General features: G+C 42.2%; 13 protein-coding genes, 1 tRNA gene and 1 rRNA gene. 7 read left to right on the top strand and 8 right to left on the bottom strand.

Translation table 11 applies throughout. From position 1 onward, the window contains the following. The 3 genes from H6A28_RS04550 to rbr all read right to left on the bottom strand — a co-directional run. Positions 1 to 357, bottom strand: a 16S ribosomal RNA gene (locus H6A28_RS04550); the annotation flags it as partial. 1612 nt (positions 358 to 1969) lie between these two features. Next, a complete protein-coding gene (gene eno, locus H6A28_RS04545) occupies positions 1970 to 3250 on the bottom strand; it encodes a phosphopyruvate hydratase (protein WP_204477240.1) in 1281 nt (426 codons plus the stop codon). Positions 3251 to 3420: 170 nt separating this feature from the next. Continuing rightward, positions 3421 to 3999 (bottom strand): rubrerythrin, encoded by a 579-nt coding sequence (gene rbr, locus H6A28_RS04540; RefSeq protein WP_022353035.1) that lies wholly within the window; start codon positions 3997 to 3999, stop codon positions 3421 to 3423. 347 nt (positions 4000 to 4346) lie between these two features. Between rbr and H6A28_RS04535 the strand changes: the two genes are divergently transcribed. Further along, positions 4347 to 6041: a SulP family inorganic anion transporter gene (locus H6A28_RS04535; protein ID WP_204479067.1), complete on the top strand. Its 1695-nt coding sequence runs from the start codon at positions 4347 to 4349 to the stop codon at positions 6039 to 6041. 223 nt (positions 6042 to 6264) lie between these two features. Here H6A28_RS04535 and H6A28_RS04530 read toward each other — a convergent pair whose 3' ends face one another. Beyond that, positions 6265 to 8307 (bottom strand): helix-hairpin-helix domain-containing protein, encoded by a 2043-nt coding sequence (locus H6A28_RS04530; protein ID WP_239465258.1) that lies wholly within the window; start codon positions 8305 to 8307, stop codon positions 6265 to 6267. A gap of 80 nt (positions 8308 to 8387) precedes the next feature. Here H6A28_RS04530 and H6A28_RS04525 point away from each other — a divergent pair, with 80 nt between their 5' ends. Further along, positions 8388 to 8990, top strand: coding sequence for a DUF4294 domain-containing protein (locus H6A28_RS04525; protein ID WP_239465257.1), 603 nt, complete (start codon positions 8388 to 8390; stop codon positions 8988 to 8990). Between the two features lie 53 nt (positions 8991 to 9043). Here the strand turns inward: H6A28_RS04525 and H6A28_RS04520 are convergent, their stop codons facing one another. Further along, a complete protein-coding gene (locus H6A28_RS04520; RefSeq protein ID WP_204477236.1) occupies positions 9044 to 9589 on the bottom strand; it encodes an RNA methyltransferase in 546 nt (181 codons plus the stop codon). Positions 9590 to 10040: 451 nt separating this feature from the next. Between H6A28_RS04520 and nadA the strand changes: the two genes are divergently transcribed. The 3 genes from nadA (at position 10041) to H6A28_RS04505 (ending at position 12236) form a co-directional block, all read left to right on the top strand. Continuing rightward, the gene (nadA, locus tag H6A28_RS04515) at positions 10041 to 11033 is read left to right on the top strand and encodes a quinolinate synthase NadA (RefSeq protein ID WP_204479065.1); all 993 of its coding nucleotides are present in this window, start codon (positions 10041 to 10043) and stop codon (positions 11031 to 11033) included. A gap of 629 nt (positions 11034 to 11662) precedes the next feature. Further along, positions 11663 to 11736, top strand: a tRNA-Asp gene (locus H6A28_RS04510). An 83-nt stretch (positions 11737 to 11819) separates the two neighbouring features. Next, positions 11820 to 12236 carry an EamA family transporter gene (locus H6A28_RS04505; protein ID WP_204477232.1) on the top strand — a complete coding sequence of 139 codons (417 nt, stop codon included), beginning with the start codon at positions 11820 to 11822 and terminating at the stop codon, positions 12234 to 12236. Between the two features lie 75 nt (positions 12237 to 12311). Here the strand turns inward: H6A28_RS04505 and H6A28_RS04500 are convergent, their stop codons facing one another. Then, a complete protein-coding gene (locus H6A28_RS04500) occupies positions 12312 to 12614 on the bottom strand; it encodes a hypothetical protein (protein ID WP_204477230.1) in 303 nt (100 codons plus the stop codon). A 476-nt stretch (positions 12615 to 13090) separates the two neighbouring features. On the opposite strand from H6A28_RS04500, the gene H6A28_RS04495 reads away from it, so the two are divergent. Both H6A28_RS04495 and H6A28_RS04490 read left to right on the top strand, forming a co-directional pair. After that, a complete protein-coding gene (locus tag H6A28_RS04495) occupies positions 13091 to 14452 on the top strand; it encodes a leucine-rich repeat domain-containing protein (protein ID WP_204479063.1) in 1362 nt (453 codons plus the stop codon). Positions 14453 to 14627: 175 nt separating this feature from the next. Beyond that, positions 14628 to 15512 (top strand): MBL fold metallo-hydrolase, encoded by an 885-nt coding sequence (locus H6A28_RS04490; RefSeq protein WP_204479061.1) that lies wholly within the window; start codon positions 14628 to 14630, stop codon positions 15510 to 15512. A gap of 95 nt (positions 15513 to 15607) precedes the next feature. Here H6A28_RS04490 and H6A28_RS04485 read toward each other — a convergent pair whose 3' ends face one another. Further along, entirely contained in the window at positions 15608 to 16387 is a 780-nt protein-coding gene (locus H6A28_RS04485) for a radical SAM protein (RefSeq protein ID WP_204475558.1), read from the bottom strand. Between the two features lie 12 nt (positions 16388 to 16399). Continuing rightward, positions 16400 to 18988 (bottom strand): DNA mismatch repair protein MutS, encoded by a 2589-nt coding sequence (mutS, locus tag H6A28_RS04480; RefSeq protein ID WP_204475563.1) that lies wholly within the window; start codon positions 18986 to 18988, stop codon positions 16400 to 16402. Positions 18989 to 19119 lie beyond the last annotated feature (131 nt).

Genomic DNA, 19119 nt, shown 5'->3' with positions numbered 1-19119 from the left:
GCCTCCCGTAGGAGTTTGGACCGTGTCTCAGTTCCAATGTGGGGGACCTTCCTCTCAGAACCCCTATCCATCGTCGACTAGGTGGGCCGTTACCCCGCCTACTATCTAATGGAACGCATCCCCATCGTACACCGATGAATCTTTAATGATGATTTCATGCAATCTCATCATACCATCAGGTATTAATCTTTCTTTCGAAAGGCTATTCCTGAGTGTACGGAAGGTTGGATACGCGTTACTCACCCGTGCGCCGGTCGCCATCAAACTTAGCAAGCTAAGTTCATGCTGCCCCTCGACTTGCATGTGTTAAGCCTGTAGCTAGCGTTCATCCTGAGCCAGGATCAAACTCTTCATTGTAAAATATTTTCTTTACCCTTGCGGGTATTGTTGAATCTCTGTTTCAGGAAACCGATTTCTATATCCTTTTCAGGTTATTGACGGTTCTTGTTTCATCTCACATATACATTATATATAAGACTACTTCTTGTACTACATCTTCGTTTGTTTATCTAAAGTCTTTCAAAGAACTATCTTTTCTTGAGCTCCCGTTTCAGAGGGAAATCGTTTGCAAAGGTAAGGCGTTTTTTCTTTCCCTCCAAATTTTTCCGAAAGTTTTTTTTCGAAAAAGTTTTTCAGGGTGACCTCTCGGGGCTTATCCTTTTCTCGCTCCCTTGCCGTCTTGCAAGGTAAGATACTCGGGTGCAGCGCCTTCAAGTGTCTGCCTCTCTTTGTCAGTCTGTCATTCTCAGCGGCTCTCCCTCTCGAAAGCGGTTGCAAAGGTACGCACTTTTTCCTTTCCTGCAACTTTTACGCAATACTTTTTTGCGGATTTTTTGAAGTTTTTTTTGTAAATAACTGGGAACAAGACGGTTGCGTGTGAGTATTTTTTGAGGTCTACAAAAAGGAACGGAAACAGCCCTACATTATGTATTTCGCGCGGGCGTACGTACGCGCGCATATATGCATACGTAAACAAACAGGAAGAACATAACAGTTGCATATAGGAAAAACAGGTTGAAAAATCATTCTCCAACGAAAAAGAACGGCCGAAACACGGCAATATTGATCCGCAAACAAGGATTTCTTCTTGAAAAACCGGAAAGAAAAACCTGAAAAAGTCCGCTCTTAGAGACCGTAAGGATTTGATTTCTGAGAAAACTTGTTCCAAAACCGACGATTTCTTATGCCTTTCCACAACCCTCAAAGTGAAACTAGCCTTCATTTTTCCTGCTCGATGGGGAATGCAGGTTGGAATTTCTCCTCCCGAAGACAGAAAAATCAGAAAGAATCCCGCAAAACAGGAAACTGGATAACAGAATCTATCCGGGAACCGTAGTTTTTCCATATGGAATAGCAAAAGACACTCCAGCAATCTTATACCGCAGGCACATTTTTGCCAAAGACTCCCAACAATTTCTATGTTTTCCTTTCGGAAAACGTATGTTTCCGCCGTGGAAAACGTACATTTCTCGGCAGGGAAACATACGTCTCCCCTGACGGAAACATAAAAATCTTAAATGCAACCAAGGATTATCTCACCGCCATTTCTTCAATACGGAAGGCTTGAAGGAGAAAATACGGAACGCATAAAGAAAAAACAAACGGACATTTACAAAGGAAAACAAAAGAAACGGCTTGAAGAAAAACTTACAGAAAAACGAACAAATAGAAAACAGCTCAGCAATCAGAAAAAAGGACACTTCGCATACGGACATAAAAAAAGGAGTTCCGCTGAACTCCAACCTTTGTTAACCTTAAATCTAATACTATGAAAAACACAGTGCAAAAGTAAGCATTCCCGGAAAAACCACAAAGAATACAGCCGAAAAATCATATTTTACAACACATATTAACCATCTATACCCAACCGATAAAATCCATTAACAAATAAAGATGATAAACTAAAAAAATACAGAACTGCCTAAAGCAATCCTGTATTTCTTCGCTACTACATAATAAGATTACTGAATTATTTGATTCGCTTATAACCGTATACCGCCAAATCCCCCAGTTCTTCCTCAATACGCAACAATTGGTTGTATTTTGCCATACGGTCGGAACGGCTCAACGAGCCAGTTTTAATCTGACCGCTGTTCGTAGCCACTGCAATATCAGCAATTGTCGCATCCTCTGTTTCTCCCGAACGGTGAGAGGTCACTGTGGTATATCCATGACGGTGAGCCATTTCAATGGCATCCAGTGTTTCACTCAACGAGCCGATTTGATTTACCTTAATTAAAATAGAATTGGCACAACCCATTTCTATTCCTTTTGACAGGAATTCCACATTGGTAACAAACAAATCATCCCCTACCAATTGGCAACGGTTTCCGATTCGTTCCGTCAGTTTCTTCCATCCTTCCCAGTCATTTTCGCTCATTCCATCTTCAATGGAGTCTATCGGATACTTATCAATCAATTCTTCCAGGTAGGCAATCTGTTCATCAGAGGTACGTTTTTTCCCGTTTTCACCTTCAAAGATGGTATAATCATATACCCCATCTTTATAAAACTCGGAAGAAGCACAGTCCATCCCAATCATCACGTCTTTTCCCGGGACATAACCAGCCTGCTGGATAGCTGCTAAAATAGATTCCAACGCATCTTCCGTACCTTTCAATGCCGGAGCAAATCCTCCTTCATCTCCCACTGCCGTACTCAGTCCACGATCATGCAGCACTTTTTTCAGAGAATGGAACACTTCCGCTCCCATACGAAGCCCTTCCCGGAAAGAAGGAGCACCTACCGGACGGATCATAAATTCCTGAAAAGCAATGGGGGCATCGCTGTGTGAGCCTCCATTAATGATATTCATCATAGGAACCGGCATCACAAACGTATTTACTCCTCCAATATAACGATACAAAGGAATATCCAAATAAGCAGCGGCAGCTTTCGCTACAGCCAGCGATACCCCCAAAATGGCATTAGCTCCCAACTTAGACTTTGTGGGAGTACCGTCCAACTCCAACATTTTTTTATCAATGCTCCGCTGCTCAAAAACAGACCATCCAATCAAGGCTGGAGCAATCACTTTGTTTACATTATCTACTGCTTTCAGTACTCCCTTACCTCCATAACGATGCGCATCCTTGTCGCGCAGTTCCAATGCTTCATGTTCACCTGTAGAAGCTCCCGATGGAACAGAAGCACGTCCTACCACGCCAGATTCCAGTCTCACTTCTACCTCTACGGTAGGATTACCTCGTGAATCGAGTATTTCACGACCTTTGATTGATTTAATTTTCATATTGATGTGATTAAAAAATTCTGATATACAAAAATGAGTAAACTCCAACATCTATACAATACCTCAATTTAGGTATTTTGTTTCTAAATTTCCAGAAATAAAAAAAGGACTGTGACTTTAAAACTGCCACAGCCCTCTTCCGTCATTTATGCAATCAAAAAAAATGGATTTTAATAATTGTTCTTCTTCACTTCAAAATAAGCCTGTGGATGCAAGCAAGCCGGACATACTTCAGGAGCTTCCTTTCCTACATAAATATATCCGCAGTTACGGCACTGCCATACCACTTCCACGTCTTTCTTGAAAACCTTTTCGTCTTCAATGTTCTTCACGAAAGCCAGGTATCTTTCTTCATGACCTTTTTCGGCTACAGCAATTTCGCGATACATCTTTGCAATGGCTGGGAAACCTTCCTCGTCTGCAATGTCAGCAAACTTCGGATAATCCAGACTCCATTCTTCGTTTTCACCCGCAGCGGCTGCTTTCAGATTTTCCAATGTAGAACCGATTACTCCGGCAGGATAGCTGGCTGTAATTTCCACCATTCCACCTTCCAACCATTTGAACATTCGCTTGGCATGCTCCTTTTCCTGCTCAGCAGTTTCCAAAAAAATAGCTGAAATCTGTTCAAAACCTTCTTTCTTGGCCGCACTTGCAAAATAAGTGTAACGCATTCTGGCTTGAGATTCCCCTGCAAAAGAGATTGCCAGATTTTTTTCAGTTCTTGTTCCTTTGATGCTTTTTCCCATATCTATTAGTTATTAAGTTGATGAATAAATTACGTTTTTAGGTTTACATTGCAAATATAATAGTTTTATTCAAATTTAAAATCATTACAATTTTATTTTCTGCTTTATTAACGATTTACTCACAAAGGTCTTTACATAAAAACAAATGACAATGGAAAAAAGTTTCCAAAATTGCCTGAAAACAATCCATCTAACTCCAGGTAATTATCCGAAAAATATTTCCTACACATTTGTCGGATTTACACATTTGAGCACATTTTTAAAAGATAATTAAGATAAAACATCTCTGAATACCAGAAAATGTATACTTTTGTGACTCTTTTTAAATTACTCATATTCAAAGATAGATGAAAGGATTAGAATTCAAACCCAAACTTTTCACTATGATGAAAACCTATACCAAGGCCGACCTAATGACCGACCTGATGGCAGGTATTATCGTGGGAATTGTTGCCTTACCATTGGCCATTGCTTTTGGTATTGCTTCCGGAGTCAGCCCGGAAAAAGGAATCATCACAGCCATTGTAGCTGGTTTTATCATTTCGTTCCTTGGAGGAAGTAAAGTACAGATAGGTGGACCGACCGGTGCTTTTATCGTCATTATTTATGGCATCATTCAGCAATATGGTATTGACGGACTGATGGTAGCTACCATGATGGCTGGTGTGCTCCTTATATTATTAGGTGTATTCAAACTGGGAACCGTCATCAAATTTATTCCCTACCCTATCATTATTGGTTTTACCAGCGGTATCGCCGTCACGATTTTCACCACGCAGATTGCCGATATTTTCGGACTCAACTTCCAAGGTGAAAAAGTTCCGGGAGACTTCATCGGAAAATGGATTCTTTATTTCCATCATTTTGATACAGTGAACTGGTGGAACGTCATTGTCAGTGTGGTCAGTGTGTTCATCATTGCCATTACTCCCAAGTTCTCCAAGAAAGTGCCGGGTTCACTGGTCGCTATCATTCTGGTTACTGTCGGAGTTTACTTCCTGAAAATGTATGTCGGTGTCACTTGTATCGATACCATCGGTGACCGTTTCAGCATCAAATCACAACTTCCGGCCGCAGCCGTTCCAGCACTCGACTGGGAAGCCATCAAGAATCTGTTTCCTGTTGCCATCACGATTGCTGTGTTGGGAGCCATTGAATCTCTGCTTTCAGCAGCTGTGGCCGACGGTGTCATCGGCGACCGCCACGATTCCAATACGGAACTTATCGCTCAAGGCATTGCCAATTTTGTATCCCCTATCTTCGGAGGTATCCCAGCCACAGGAGCCATTGCCCGTACCATGACCAACATCAACAACGGAGGTAAGTCACCCGTAGCCGGTATTGTACATGCTGTAGTGTTGTTGCTCATCCTTCTATTCCTAATGCCTCTGGCTAAATACATCCCTATGGCCTGTCTGGCCGGCGTACTGGTCATCGTTTCTTATAACATGAGTGGATGGAGGGTGTTCAAAGGACTGTTGAAAAACCCAAAGTCGGATGTAGTGGTACTGCTCATCACTTTTTTCCTGACAGTCATCTTCGACTTGACAGTAGCCATTGAGGTAGGACTGGTCATCGCCTGCGTACTGTTCATGAAGCGTGTCATGGAAACGACCAAAATTTCCGTCATTACCGATGAAATAGATCCCAACAACGAGTCCGACTTGGAAGTACACGAAGAACACTTGGTCATTCCGCAAGGTGTGGAAGTATATGAAATCAACGGCCCGTATTTCTTCGGTATCGCTACCAAGTTTGAAGAAATCATGTCACGGTTGGGCGACCGTCCGAAAATCCGCATCATCCGTATGCGAAAAGTCCCCTTCATTGATTCTACAGGTATTCACAACCTCACGACCCTGTGTGAAATGTCACAGAAAGAAAACATCCACATCATCCTGTCGGGAGTCAATGAAAAAGTACACGAGGTACTGGAAAAATCCGGCTTCTATGAATTGTTAGGAAAAGAAAATATCTGCAGCAACATCAACGAAGCACTGGAAGTAGCTACTCGGGAAATTGCTGAAATCAATGCAAAATAAAAAGTTAAAATAGAAACTCTCATTCTGTTAAAATCAAAATAGGATTTAACAGGATGGGAGTTTTCTTTAAATCATGTTATAAAACCCGTTATTTTCATCTCAGGAGTTGCATTATTCCCAGAATTCCGTACCTTTGTACTGTGTTTTTCATAGTATTAGATTTAAGGTTAACAAAGGTTGGAGTACAGCGGTACTCCTTTTTTTATGTCCTTACTTCAGAAAATCACCACTTCAACCGTACCTGAAACTGTAAATCATATTTCTGATTTCCTAAGATTTCCTCTGCTCCTGAGCTGATTAGATTCCGGTCTCTGTAATGCGTCCATCCCCATTTCATCTGGAAAAAGACTCTTTTCTTCCAATTATAATCCAAACCTACAGCCAGCCTTTCTCCTCTACCATACAATGCCCCCATGGAAAACGCATACAGCAATCCTTGTTCATACATATACACTCGAGAAGCATAATCCTCCGTACGGAACCAGGTACCACTTACAAAAGCCCGTAGTGCCCAACGAGGAATCTCCAGTTTCAAATTGCTCCCCACTGCCAGACCATTGGATACTTCTTGCCGGAACACGGAGGAACGCACATATTCCATCACCGTTTTCCACCGGATGTATTTTACCGGTGAATAAGTCAGCTGATAATGGAAACGCTGCCGGATATTGGGTAACACATATTTCTCTTCATCCGAGACTTTATAGTTTTTAGCCTTATTCTTATAGCTATACTTTATCCACATATCCAGTGAATTTAACGGTGAATAAGAAAGTTGAACAACTCCTTCCATCCCCGTTGTTTTCTGCTTATCCACCAGATAACGATACCATGGAAAATAAAAGAAATCTCCATAACACAATAATTTGATGTTCCGCAAGAGACTTGTTTCCAGACCAATAAAAATCCCAGCTTCATTTTGCAGTCTTGAATTCTCTCTAAAACCATTACCATATAAACTCTGATATTTTTTATCATAATACCTGTTGATAACTATCCAAGAGGTATTCACAGTCGGTGAATAAGTCAATTGATTCAAGGTTGCTACCTTTCCTTGCTTGTCGACAGCAGTTTCCCCTGAAAAAACAAACTTTCCTTTATACCATTTATAATTCACCCCCACATTATAGAAATACTTTCCCCGAGGATAATAACGGTTATACAATCTTTCCGCCGGATTCAACATCTTGTTGAAAACATTATAAACAACTGTTAGTCCCCCTTCAAAATACTTTCCATCATAAGTCAAATTACTCCCTGCCAACGTATTAAGAGCCGTATTCTTCTTTTCCATATCTTTTTTCAACCGATGATAACCATCGGTTTTCAACGTGGTTATACACTTATTGTCTGTCGTAGCATCCTGTGGCCGAAAAGAGAAAAAACCTGTCCAAATCCAGCGTTTGTTCCACTTCCAAGACATCCCTACCCCTTGCAGATAATTAGCCTCATTCATAGACGTATACTTGCTCAACCCTTGTCCTGCACGACTCAAAGCCGAAAAAGAAGTTGCTTTCCCCAGTCCAAATCCCATGTTCATCACCAATCCATAACCGAAACTGGCCTTATAATTTCCGGCTACCAATGTGTGCAAATGCCCGAAATCTTTCAACTGTAGAGAAGCACTGTAAAAATCAAAACCCTTTCGGTTGTAACGCCTGAAAAAAGGTTCTCCTGCATCTTTTTCTGCAGCAAAACTTACATATACATGATCCCGATACTGAAACCTGTACCTCAAATTCACATAAAAAGGATCTCCATAATATCGTTTTGAGGCTAACTTATCCTCTTGCCCTAAAGGAATACCGGCATACCCAGCCTTCTTATTCAAAGGAACGTCTGTTCTTATCCACAATTCCTGTTTATTATTTTTCCATAAGTTCCTCCAGGAAAAACGCTCTTTATGTACCGGCTCTTCCACATAAAGAAAATCTTCCAGAAAGACCCGTGTCTGCCGGTCCATCCCTTCCACTCCCCACAATTCATTCATACTGACCAACGGCCCGTGTTTATACACATAATAAAGAATGTTTTCAATCATTTTGTCGGACAAAAAAGGCAATTGCTCCAGTTCTTCTTTGGTAACCGTATTCACATTCCATGGATGTTCTGCCAGTTCACTCAATTCTTCGTACCGTTCCCTCCACGAAGCCATACCCTCTTCTTCACCAATCTGTTCTTCCCACTCCATCCAGGAAGATTGCCCATACAAATTTACACAGGTAAAAATAGCTGATACACAGAAGTAAACGAGTCTTTTCCACATGTTATTAACCTGTTTATACACATCCTATAAATACGTTAATTATGCCACGTAATCTGAATATTATTTCTATTTTTGCGTGTATGAAAAAGAGTCTTCTTATATTCATCGTACTGTGGCTAAGCATTTGCTTCCATACACATGCCCAGGATTTGACCCCTACAGTAATTATAGGTCATAAAGTTCCTGTATGTGTTTATAAAGGAGACACTATACCTTGTGTAACGTTGAGAAACATCTACGTTTACCCGAAACTTAAATTTAAAAACAAACGACAAGAAAGATATTATTATAAGCTGGTACGCGATGTAAAGAAAACACTCCCGCTGGCCAAAGAAATCAAAAGAGCAGTCATTGAGACTTATGAATATATGGAAACCCTTCCCAACCAGAAAGCCAGGGAACGCCACATGAAACTGGTGGAAAAAGGGTTGAAACAGCAATACACTGCCCGTATGAAGAAACTTACCTTCTCACAAGGCAAACTGTTGATCAAACTGGTCAACCGGGAATGCAACCAGTCTTCTTATCAACTGGTCAAGGCTTTCATGGGACCTTTCAAAGCGGGATTTTATCAGGCATTCGCTGCCCTGTTCGGAGCCAGCCTGAAAAAAGAATACCATCCTGAAGATGACGACAAGATGGTAGAAAGAGTGGTTATACTGGTCGAAAATGGACAGCTATAACACTATAATTCAACAAATTAACAAGTTATCAATAGGATATTCACAAGCGGTGTTCAACGCAGTTTGAACAGCTTGTGCGCAAATTCCCATATCATAATGCCTGCCGTAACAGACACATTCAAGGAATGTTTCGTACCGTATTGAGGAATCTCAATGCAGCCGTCGGACATATTCACCACTTCCTGCTGCACACCTTTCACTTCATTTCCCAGCACAATGGCATATTTTTTCCCCTTCTCCAAGGCCAGTTCATCCAGCAAGGTACTCCCCTCGCACTGCTCGATGGCCAGCACGGTATATCCCATCTCATGCAGTTCATTTACAGCATCTTGCGTGCGGGAAAAATATTTCCAGTCCACCGTATATTCTGCACCCAGCGCCGTTTTATGCATTTCCGGATGAGGAGGAGTAGCCGTAATGCCACACAGATAAATACTGTTTACCAGAAAAGCATCCGACGTACGGAACACCGCCCCTATATTGTGCAGACTACGCACTTCATCCAGCACCACCACCAAAGGCAGCTTGTCTGCTTCCTTAAACTCTTCCACCGTCAGGCGGTTCATCTCCGTCACCTTCAATTTCCTTAATTCGGCCATAATTCCTATCTTTGAAATACGTTCGGCTGCAAAGATAAAAACTATATTCATAACCCTGTTGAAAACGGTGGAAAAGGTGTAAAAAACGAGCGCATAGAAAATAAAAATTATTTCTTGCAAGATTCCACAAATCAATTATAGCAAGCTGGAAACCAACAATCCAAAAAACTTAGAAATAATTTTCACTGCCAGTTTAAACACATTCTTCTTGAATTTTCAGAAATGAATCACCGAAAAGTTTTTAACTTTGCAACGTATCAACAATTTGTTAATAGAATCAGTAAAGATAATGATATCAATCAGTAAGCCTGTTTATGAGTGACTGATATCCTTCACCTCAAAGATGATAACGGAAAAACAAAAAAAGAAGCACTATTTTTACGAACACTATTAACGGGATATTATCAGCATCATATTTTCTTTTAAAAAGAAGAAAAAATATAATCTAATAATGAATAAAGAAGAATGGTTGAAAAAGGGTTATGTGGATGAACCCGTAGAAAAGAATCTTGACCTGAAGGCTGAGATTAAGAAGTTATGTCGTGAAAAAGAAGCGGTCATTTTAGGACACTTCTACCAGGCAGACGAAATACAGGAAATAGCCGACTTTATCGGTGACAGTCTGGCACTGGCCCAGTGGGCCGCCAAAACGGATGCGAAAATCATTGTGATGTGTGGAGTACACTTCATGGGTGAAACCGCGAAAATCCTTTGTCCGGACAAGAAAGTGCTGATTCCTGACCTGAATGCCGGTTGTTCACTGGCCGACAGTTGTCCGGCCGACAAGTTTACCGAATTTGTGAAGGCACATCCGGGATACAAAGTTATTTCGTATGTCAATACCAGTGCGGCGGTGAAGGCGGTGACGGATGTGGTGGTCACTTCTTCCAACGCCCGTCAGATTGTAGAAAGCTTCCCGGAAGATGAAAAGCTGATTTTCGGTCCCGACAAGAACTTGGGAAATTACATCAATTCGATTACCGGACGTCAGATGCTGCTTTGGGACGGTGCCTGCCATGTGCATGAGAAATTCTCAGTAGAGAAGATTCTGGAACTGAAAAAGCAGTATCCGGATGCACAGGTATTGGTTCATCCCGAGTGCAAGGGAGCCGTAGCGAAGCTGGCCGACAAAATCGGTTCTACGGCAGGATTGCTGAAATATGCCATGGCCAGTGACAAGAAAAACTTCATTGTGGCTACTGAAAGCGGTATTCTGTATGAGATGCGCAAGAAGTGTCCGGACAAGCACTTTATTCCCGCTCCGCCGGAAGACAGTACCTGCGCTTGCAACGAATGCAACTTCATGCGTTTGAATACACTGGAAAAACTGTATAACACATTGAAGTATGAATGGCCGGAAGTGAAGGTGGATGAAGCAATAGCAAAAGAAGCCATCAAGCCTATTCAGAAGATGCTTGAAATATCTGCCAAGTTGGGACTGTAATTATACAGTCTCAACTTTTTTGTTAAGAGCTTTTAATGGCGAGATACATCTTCTTAAAACATGTTATATAGCATAGATTTTAGAAGGGATAATTTGTAGATATCCAGAAAGTCCTTACCTTTGCATCGTGTTTTTCATAGTATTAGATTTAAGGTTAACAAAGGTTGGAGTTCAGCGGAACTCCTTTTTTTATGTCCGTACGTTTCCTTTGTGCCGGATACCGTACAGAGAATGCTTCATCGTTAAGGACATAAGCTGAAAATTCATCGTTACTTTTTATGTTTCCCTGCCAGAAAACGTACGTTTCCGGTAAGCGAAACATAGGTTTCCGCATAGAGAAACATACGTTTTCCTTTGCGGAAACCTAAAAAATGCAACGAGTTTCTCTTTTTTCTGTACGTGAGTTTTCAAATTTTTCGGGAGCAGTTGGATAAAAACAAACTGTTATTGCTGGATAGCCTCGTTTTAGATCTAAAAAAGATGATTTCAATGATGCTTGAAAATCAGTCGTTTGTGATTTTATGCAGAAAAAAGATGAAAAAAAGTGATAGAAAAGTTTGTGGGTTTGAAAAAATGCACTACCTTTGCAACCGCAATCAAGAGAGAAAGCAACGAAAGAAAAACTTAATGGTGCGTTAGTTCAGTTGGTTAGAATACATGCCTGTCACGCATGGGGTCACGGGTTCGAGTCCCGTACGCACCGCGAAATATGAAGCTCTGATTCAGAAAAGAATCAGGGCTTTTTTATTTTGAGTATTTTTCTGATGGTCGGAAAGGAGAATGGGTATGTGGAAATATTATGCGCTATTGTCGGCTTTTTTTGCGGCATTGACAGCCATTTTTGCAAAAGTAGGAGTGAAGAATATCAACTCAGACTTGGCTACGGCGATTCGGACCAGTATCATTCTATTGATTACGTGGGGAATTGTCTTTTCTGAACGGCAGGTTGTGAATATAAAGCAGGTAGATACACATACCTGGCTCTTTTTAATCTTGTCGGGAGTAGCCACAGGATTGTCCTGGTTGTTTTATTTTAAAGCTTTACAGACAGGCGATGTGTCAAGAGTGGCTCCTATCGATAAACTGAGTGTGGTGATTACCATTTGTCTGTCTTTCTTATTCTTAAAAGAGCCGGTCAGTTTGAGAGTCATAGTGGGAGCAGTGTTGATTACGTGTGGCAGCATCGTCATGCTACTAAAATAAAAAGAATGAAGGATGCCTTGGTGACAGATTTGTCACGGGGGCATCCTTCTTTTCAACTCAAATCATAATTAGTGCTTATTCCTGTACTTCACCTTTCTCATTGTAAATCAACGTAGCGGTATTTTCTTCCAAGTCGGCCAATACCACTTTATAAGTTTTCACACCGTCGGTTTCTTCTACGTATGCTGCCTTGATGGTCCATTCTGCATAATCTTTTGTGATGGCATCTTGAACAGCTTGAGGAAGATCTTTTACCTCAATGGGTTTGAATTCGTTGACTACGGTTACAGTGTCTGTACTTGCGTTCAGGTTTTCGGCAAATACTACTGAAGTTCCTAATCCCATTACCAATGCTGCTGCTACAAATAACTTTTTCATATTGCTTTTAATTTAAATAGTTAGTAAGTAAGTTTGTTTACGATAAGTGTAGTTCAACTATGATGCCAAACTTTATATACTGTACTAATTATTTGATAATCAGTATTAACTTTATTTTCTTATCCATTTAATAGGTGGAATGATGGGTAATTTCTTCTCATTCTTTTGTGGATATTTTGTACAATTCTACAAAGTAGGAGAGAGAAATATGGATAAATGCAGCAGCTTGAATAGGCTTTCTACTTTTCTCTTATACTGAAAGAAAATTGAGAATAAATTATAAAAAATCCAGTGTTTTGAATTTTTCTTCGATATATATGCATTATTTATTGTACTTTTGCCGCACCTTGTCAAGCAATGAGATTTTTTGCTTGGAATAGATGATTAAAATCACCGTTCATTTTTAGAGAAGAGAGTACATTGGGAATCTACGTCGGTAGAATCATTTTATTACAAATTTATATAACCCTATGAACATGTTGAAAATTTTGTCCGTAGCTTTATTAGGTATGTGTGTACTTTTTCTTAGCTGTAAAAAAGAGAAACTTTCTGTGAATGACGATCCTTCTGTAGTCGAAATTACGGTTTGCAATCCGAAAGGAGAGCCTTTGGGAAATACGATTGTCAAGATGTACGATGAGACTACTTACGAAGCTTTTAAAGAAAAACAGACTACCAAAGCATTGTGGGAGGTAGTGACTGATAAAAATGGAAAGGCGACTTTTGTGCTGGAGCGTCAGAAATGGTTTGTGAGAACACAGTATAGAGAACTGATGTTTGTGGTACTTGAAACTTTGGATGCCGCCAATTATGAGTGGTGGAGCAAGGGAGGAACAGTGACAGTTGGGAAAAAACAATCTTTTAAGATAGTAGTGAACCGTCAGGAAGCAGCAAAGGAAATAGAAAAGAGAGAAGAGCAGCCTGAAGAAAGTCCGTTTTTAATCGAAAATGGAGTACTCAAAGGAATAAAAGATTCGACATTGTCGCAAGTGATAATTCCTGCTGGAGTGAAAAGCATTGCTCCAGAAGCCTTTTGGGAGTCGAATGTGGAATCTTTAGTACTCAATGAAGGGTTGGAGTCTATCGGAGTACAAGCGTTTGCCAGAAGCAAGAAATTGGCTTCTGTGTCTTTTCCGTCTTCCTTGAAGGTAATCGAGAAACATGCGTTTGAAGATTGTGTGTCGTTGACGAAAGTAAATCTTTCTCACACTGCGGTAGAAGAAATCGGTTCAAATGCATTTCGTGAAACCGGAGTGAACAAGGTAGCATTTCCCGTTTCCCTGAAGAAAATAGGTTCGCAAGCTTTTTTGAAGACCCAATTGGAAAATGTGGTACTTCCTGTAAGTGTGGAAGAGATTGGACCGGAAGCTTTTCGGGAAGCAGTATCGCTGAAGTCAATTACTCTGCCGAATAATATACAAAAGATAGGTTGGCAGGCTTTTTACGGTTGTACTAAGTTGGCAAATGTGAATTATGCTGGTTCCATGAAATTGGCGGAGGGAGTAGTGGAAAGTGCAGCCTTCGAAGGTTGCGAAGCGTTGACACGAATTATCCTTCCACAAAGTATAGCTGAAGTTCAAGAAGGTGTATTCATTGAATGTAACAAGTTAACACAAATCATTCTGCCGGAGAATGTGAAGAAAATAGGAGGTTATGGACTGAGAACGAACTATCCTGTGGAAAAGATTGTGTTTAAAGGTGAAAAAGCGCCTGAGGTGGAAGATTCCTCTCTGCCTTTTGTAGACGATCTTACTTCTATCGTAGTACCTAAGGGTAAATTGGAAGAGTATAAAGCTGCTTATGTAGACTATCAGAAAATCATGACTGAAAATCCCTGACATTTTTGTATATTAAGGAAACAGCGTGTACAAGCTAAAATAAAAGCAGTGTACACGCTGTTTTTTTATGGAAATTTTCTGTGTATTCTGTACGATTTTAAGAATAAAACTAAAAGATATTTTCGTATTTTTGTGGAGAATCAAGATGTGGGTTGTACGTAAAAACGAGATAGCGATGAAAAACAGAAAATGGAGTTGTGTCGCTGTAATGATGGCGACATTGTTATTTGTGGGTTGCGGTGGACAATCCAAACAAAAGACAGAAAGCGAGATGAACACAGACAGCACAAACGTAGCATCTGACCAGATTCAGATGCAGAAAGACAGTATGTTGGCTACTCTTACATTGGATGGAATGAAGGTGACCTGGATTCGTGACAACGCCCAGGCACGTCTGATGCCTCGCACCTTGTTTCCGGATGCCAGCGACGCACTGATAGACAGTCTTTCATTACAGAATGGGGTACCCGCTTCTATCAGCACATTCTTGGTGGAAAAAGACGGCATACGCATGCTTTTCGATACCGGAATGGGCGCACCCGATAGTCAATTGCTGGAAGAGTTGAAGGCTTTGCACATCAGTCCGGAGGATATCAACTACTTGTTCATAACCCATTTTCATGGAGATCATATCGGCGGTATGATGAAAAATGACAGTGTGTTCTTTCCACGTGCAGAAGTTTATGCTTCCCAGGTGGAATACGATGCATGGATGAAGATGCCGGCGGAACAGAAAGCACAAGTAGAGAAAACCATGAAGGCCTACAAGAATCACTTGCATCTCTTTGCATTCGGAGATACACTTCCAGGAAATATAGTAGCCATGAACGCAGTGGGGCATACCCCTGGACATACCGTGTTCCAGGTAGGAAAGTTGTTGGTGATAGGGGACTTGTTCCATGGAGCGGCCTTACAGGTTATCCATCCTGAAATCTGTGCGCAGTATGACATGGACAAGAAAGGAGCCATTAAGAGCCGTAAATATTATTTGCAGTACGCCCGTGAAAACGGACTGACAATCGCAGGCATGCACTTGCCGGTGCCAGCCTTTATGAAGTAAGAAAACAGGACGTATAGATGAATAAACAGACAGCGTGTACAAATGCTTGATAGCAGGCGTACACGCTGTTATTTTTTATAAGATGCACTTTTTTATTAGTAAGAAGCACTGGCGTCGATACCCGCTTCTTTTACGAGCTGGACAATGCGGTCCAGTTCTTCGTGGGTAGCTTTCTGGAGCTTCTGGTCAGGAGTTTCCCGGTCGATGGTATAAACCATTACTTGACGAGGACGAATCTGCTTGACGGCTTCCAGCCAGGGCAATACATATTTGTCGGTGGTATTGTCCACGTCTTTTCCTTCGTCGGTAGTACCTTTCAGGAAAATCGTCTGGATAATCAGGTTGCCATTAAAAGCTTTCAGGCCTTCAATGATGTTTTTCACCTGATAGTTTCCGGTCGGGCGGTCAACGGTCTGTATATAATCTGGGTCTACCGTATCCAATTTCAGAATGTTGTTGTCCACTTTGTTCAGGGCAGCAAAAACCTTTGGGTTGTGGATAAAGGTAGAGTTGCTCAATACACTGACTTTGGCATTGGGGAAATACTTGTCGCGCAAAGCTAAGGTGTCGTCGATGATTTCCGGGAAATACGGGTTGGCAGTCGGTTCTCCATTGCCGGCAAAAGTTAGCACATCTGGAGAAGGACCGTTTTCTTTCATATCGGCCAGGCGTTTTTCGAGTGCTTCGCGTACGGCTTCACGGGTTTGTACTTTCTGTTTCGGACGAAAGTCCTTGTTGTATCCGCATTCACAATAAATGCAGTCGAACGTACAGAATTTGCCGTCGGCGGGCAGCAGGTTAATACCGAGCGATACACCCAGACGGCGGCTGTGGATAGGGCCGAAAATAGGGGCCGGATAAATAATGGTTGACATAGGCGTTACGGTTTATCTTCCTTTTACTATTTTTTTGATGTCATTCAGTTTGTTCAGTGCCTCCAGCGGAGTGAGGTTATTCACGTCCAAGTTCAGGATTTCATCGCGAATCTGGCATAGTACGGGGTCGTCCAACTGGAAGAAACTCAACTGTATTCCGTCGGAAGAAGCCTGTTTGGCTGCATGGGGTTTAGCAGAAATTCCTTCTTGCCGGTTTTCTGCTTCCAGCTGGTGTAGGATTTCATCGGCGCGTTTCACGATGGATTTCGGCATACCCGCCATTTTGGCCACATGGATACCGAAAGAGTGGGCACTGCCACCACGTTCCAGTTTGCGGAGGAAAATTACTTTGTTGTCCACTTCCTTGACCGACACGTTGTAGTTCTTGATGCGCTTGAACTGGCTTTCCATGTCGTTCAGTTCGTGGTAGTGGGTGGCAAACAACGTACGAGCCCGGGCTTTCTTATGTTCATGGATGTGTTCCACAATAGCCCAGGCGATGGAAATACCGTCGTAGGTGGAGGTTCCTCTACCCAGTTCGTCGAAAAGTACCAGACTTCGTGGCGAAATGTTGTTCAGAATATTGGCTGCCTCGTTCATTTCGACCATGAAAGTAGATTCGCCCACGGAAATGTTGTCGCTGGCTCCCACACGGGTGAAAATCTTGTCCACCAGTCCGATATGAGCGCTCTCAGCCGGCACAAAGCAACCGATCTGGGCCATGAGGGTAATCAGGGCAGTCTGGCGGAGCAGGGCAGACTTACCAGCCATGTTCGGTCCCGTGATGATGATAATCTGTTGCTCTTCCGTATCGAGGTACACATCGTTGGCAATGTATTTTTCTCCTGGAGGAAGCTGTTTCTCAATCACCGGATGTCGTCCCTGACGAATGTCGAGTACATCGTCATCTACCACATTCGGACGGATGTACTTGTTGGCACGGGCCACGTTGGCAAACGATAGCAGACAGTCCAGTCGGGCAATCTGTGTGGCGTTGATTTGGATGGCCGGGATAAATTCCGCCAGTTCAGCGACCAGTTCGTTATATAATCGGGTTTCCAGGATGAGAATTTTGTCTTCCGCTCCTAAAATCTTCTCTTCATATTCTTTCAGTTCCTGCGTGATGTAACGTTCCGCGTTGACCAGCGTCTGCTTGCGTATCCATTCGGCAGGTACCTTGTCCTTGTGTGTATTGCGTACTTCGATATAATAACCGAATACGTTGTTGTAAGCGATTTTCAAGCTTGGAATACCCGTCAGTTCACTTTCCCGTTGCTGGATTTGCAGGAGGTAGTCTTTGCCGGAATACGCAATCTTTCGCAGTTCATCCAGTTCCGCGTTGACACCGTCGGCAATTACCCCACCTTTGTTGACCAGCAGGGGAGGGTCGTTGTTTATTTCCTTGGCTATCTTGTCGCGGATGGAAGCACAGAGATTCAGTTGCTCACCAATGCGGCGTAGACTGGGATTGTCGGCATTCAGGCACGCATTTTTAATTGGTTCAATGGCCTGAAGGGCTATTTTTAGCTGTACTACCTCACGAGGTGAAATACGTCCTACGGCTGCTTTTGAGCTGAGTCGTTCCAAATCACCTATCTGGTGCAGTTTTTCTTCAATGAAATCCTTGAAATCCGGTTCCTTGAAGAAGAATTCCACCACGTCCAGTCGTTCGTTGATGGGTTTGATATCCTTCAAAGGGAACACAATCCAGCGTTTCAACATTCGGGCTCCCATCGGACTGATGGTATGGTCGATGATGTCCAGTAGGGAAGTACCCCCTTCGTTCATGCTGTCAATCAGTTCCAGGCTGCGTACAGTGAATTTATCCAATCGCACGTAGCGGTCTTCTTCGATACGAGAGAGCGATGTGATGTGTCCAATCTGGTAATGCTGGGTCATGTCGAGGTACTGAAGAATGGCTCCGGAAGCAATGATGCCATTGTGCAGATTTTCCACTCCGAAACCTTTGAGGTTTTTGGTTTCAAAGTGCTTCAGTAACTTTTCTCGGGCAGAAGTCTCATTGAATACCCAGTCCTCCAGTTCGAACGTGAAGAATTTGTTGCCGAAGTTGCCTTCGAACATGGGCTTCTTGCCTCGCTCGAAAAGTACCTCCTTCGGAGCAAAGTTATTCAACAGCTTGTCGATGTAGTCAGTGGGTCCTTCGGAAGTGAGGAATTCACCGGTAGATATGTCGAGAAAGGCGATACCGCAGGCTGTTTTGCCAAAATGAACGGCAGCCAGGAAGTTGTTTTCTTTGTACGACAACACATTGTCGTTGATGGCTACACCGGGAGTCACCAGTTCCGTAATTCCACGTTTGACGAGTTTTTTGGTGGTTTTCGGGTCTTCCAGCTGGTCGCAGATAGCCACTCTTCGTCCCGCACGAATCAGTTTGGGCAAGTATGTATCGAGGGCATGGTGAGGAAATCCAGCCATCTCCACCGTCTTGCTTTGTCCGTTGGCACGTTTGGTTAAGGTGATTCCCAGAATCTCGGCTGCTGCCACAGCATCTTCGGAATAAGTTTCATAAAAGTCTCCGCACCGGAAAAGCATGATAGCATCCGGGTGTTTGGCCTTTAAGTCAAAATATTGTTTCATCATCGGGGTTAGTACCACCTCTGTATCTTTTGCCACGGTTCAGTCCTTTCTTTAATTTAGTTCATGATTTTCCTGCAAAGATACTTTAAAAGCCCGAAATGAAAAAAGTATTTTTAGGGATGCTATTTAAATTC

The sequence above is a fragment of the Bacteroides mediterraneensis genome, from assembly GCF_016900355.1.
In the GTDB taxonomy this organism is placed as follows: Bacteria; Bacteroidota; Bacteroidia; order Bacteroidales; family Bacteroidaceae; genus Phocaeicola.
This window is presented reverse-complemented; position numbering and strand designations above follow the sequence as displayed.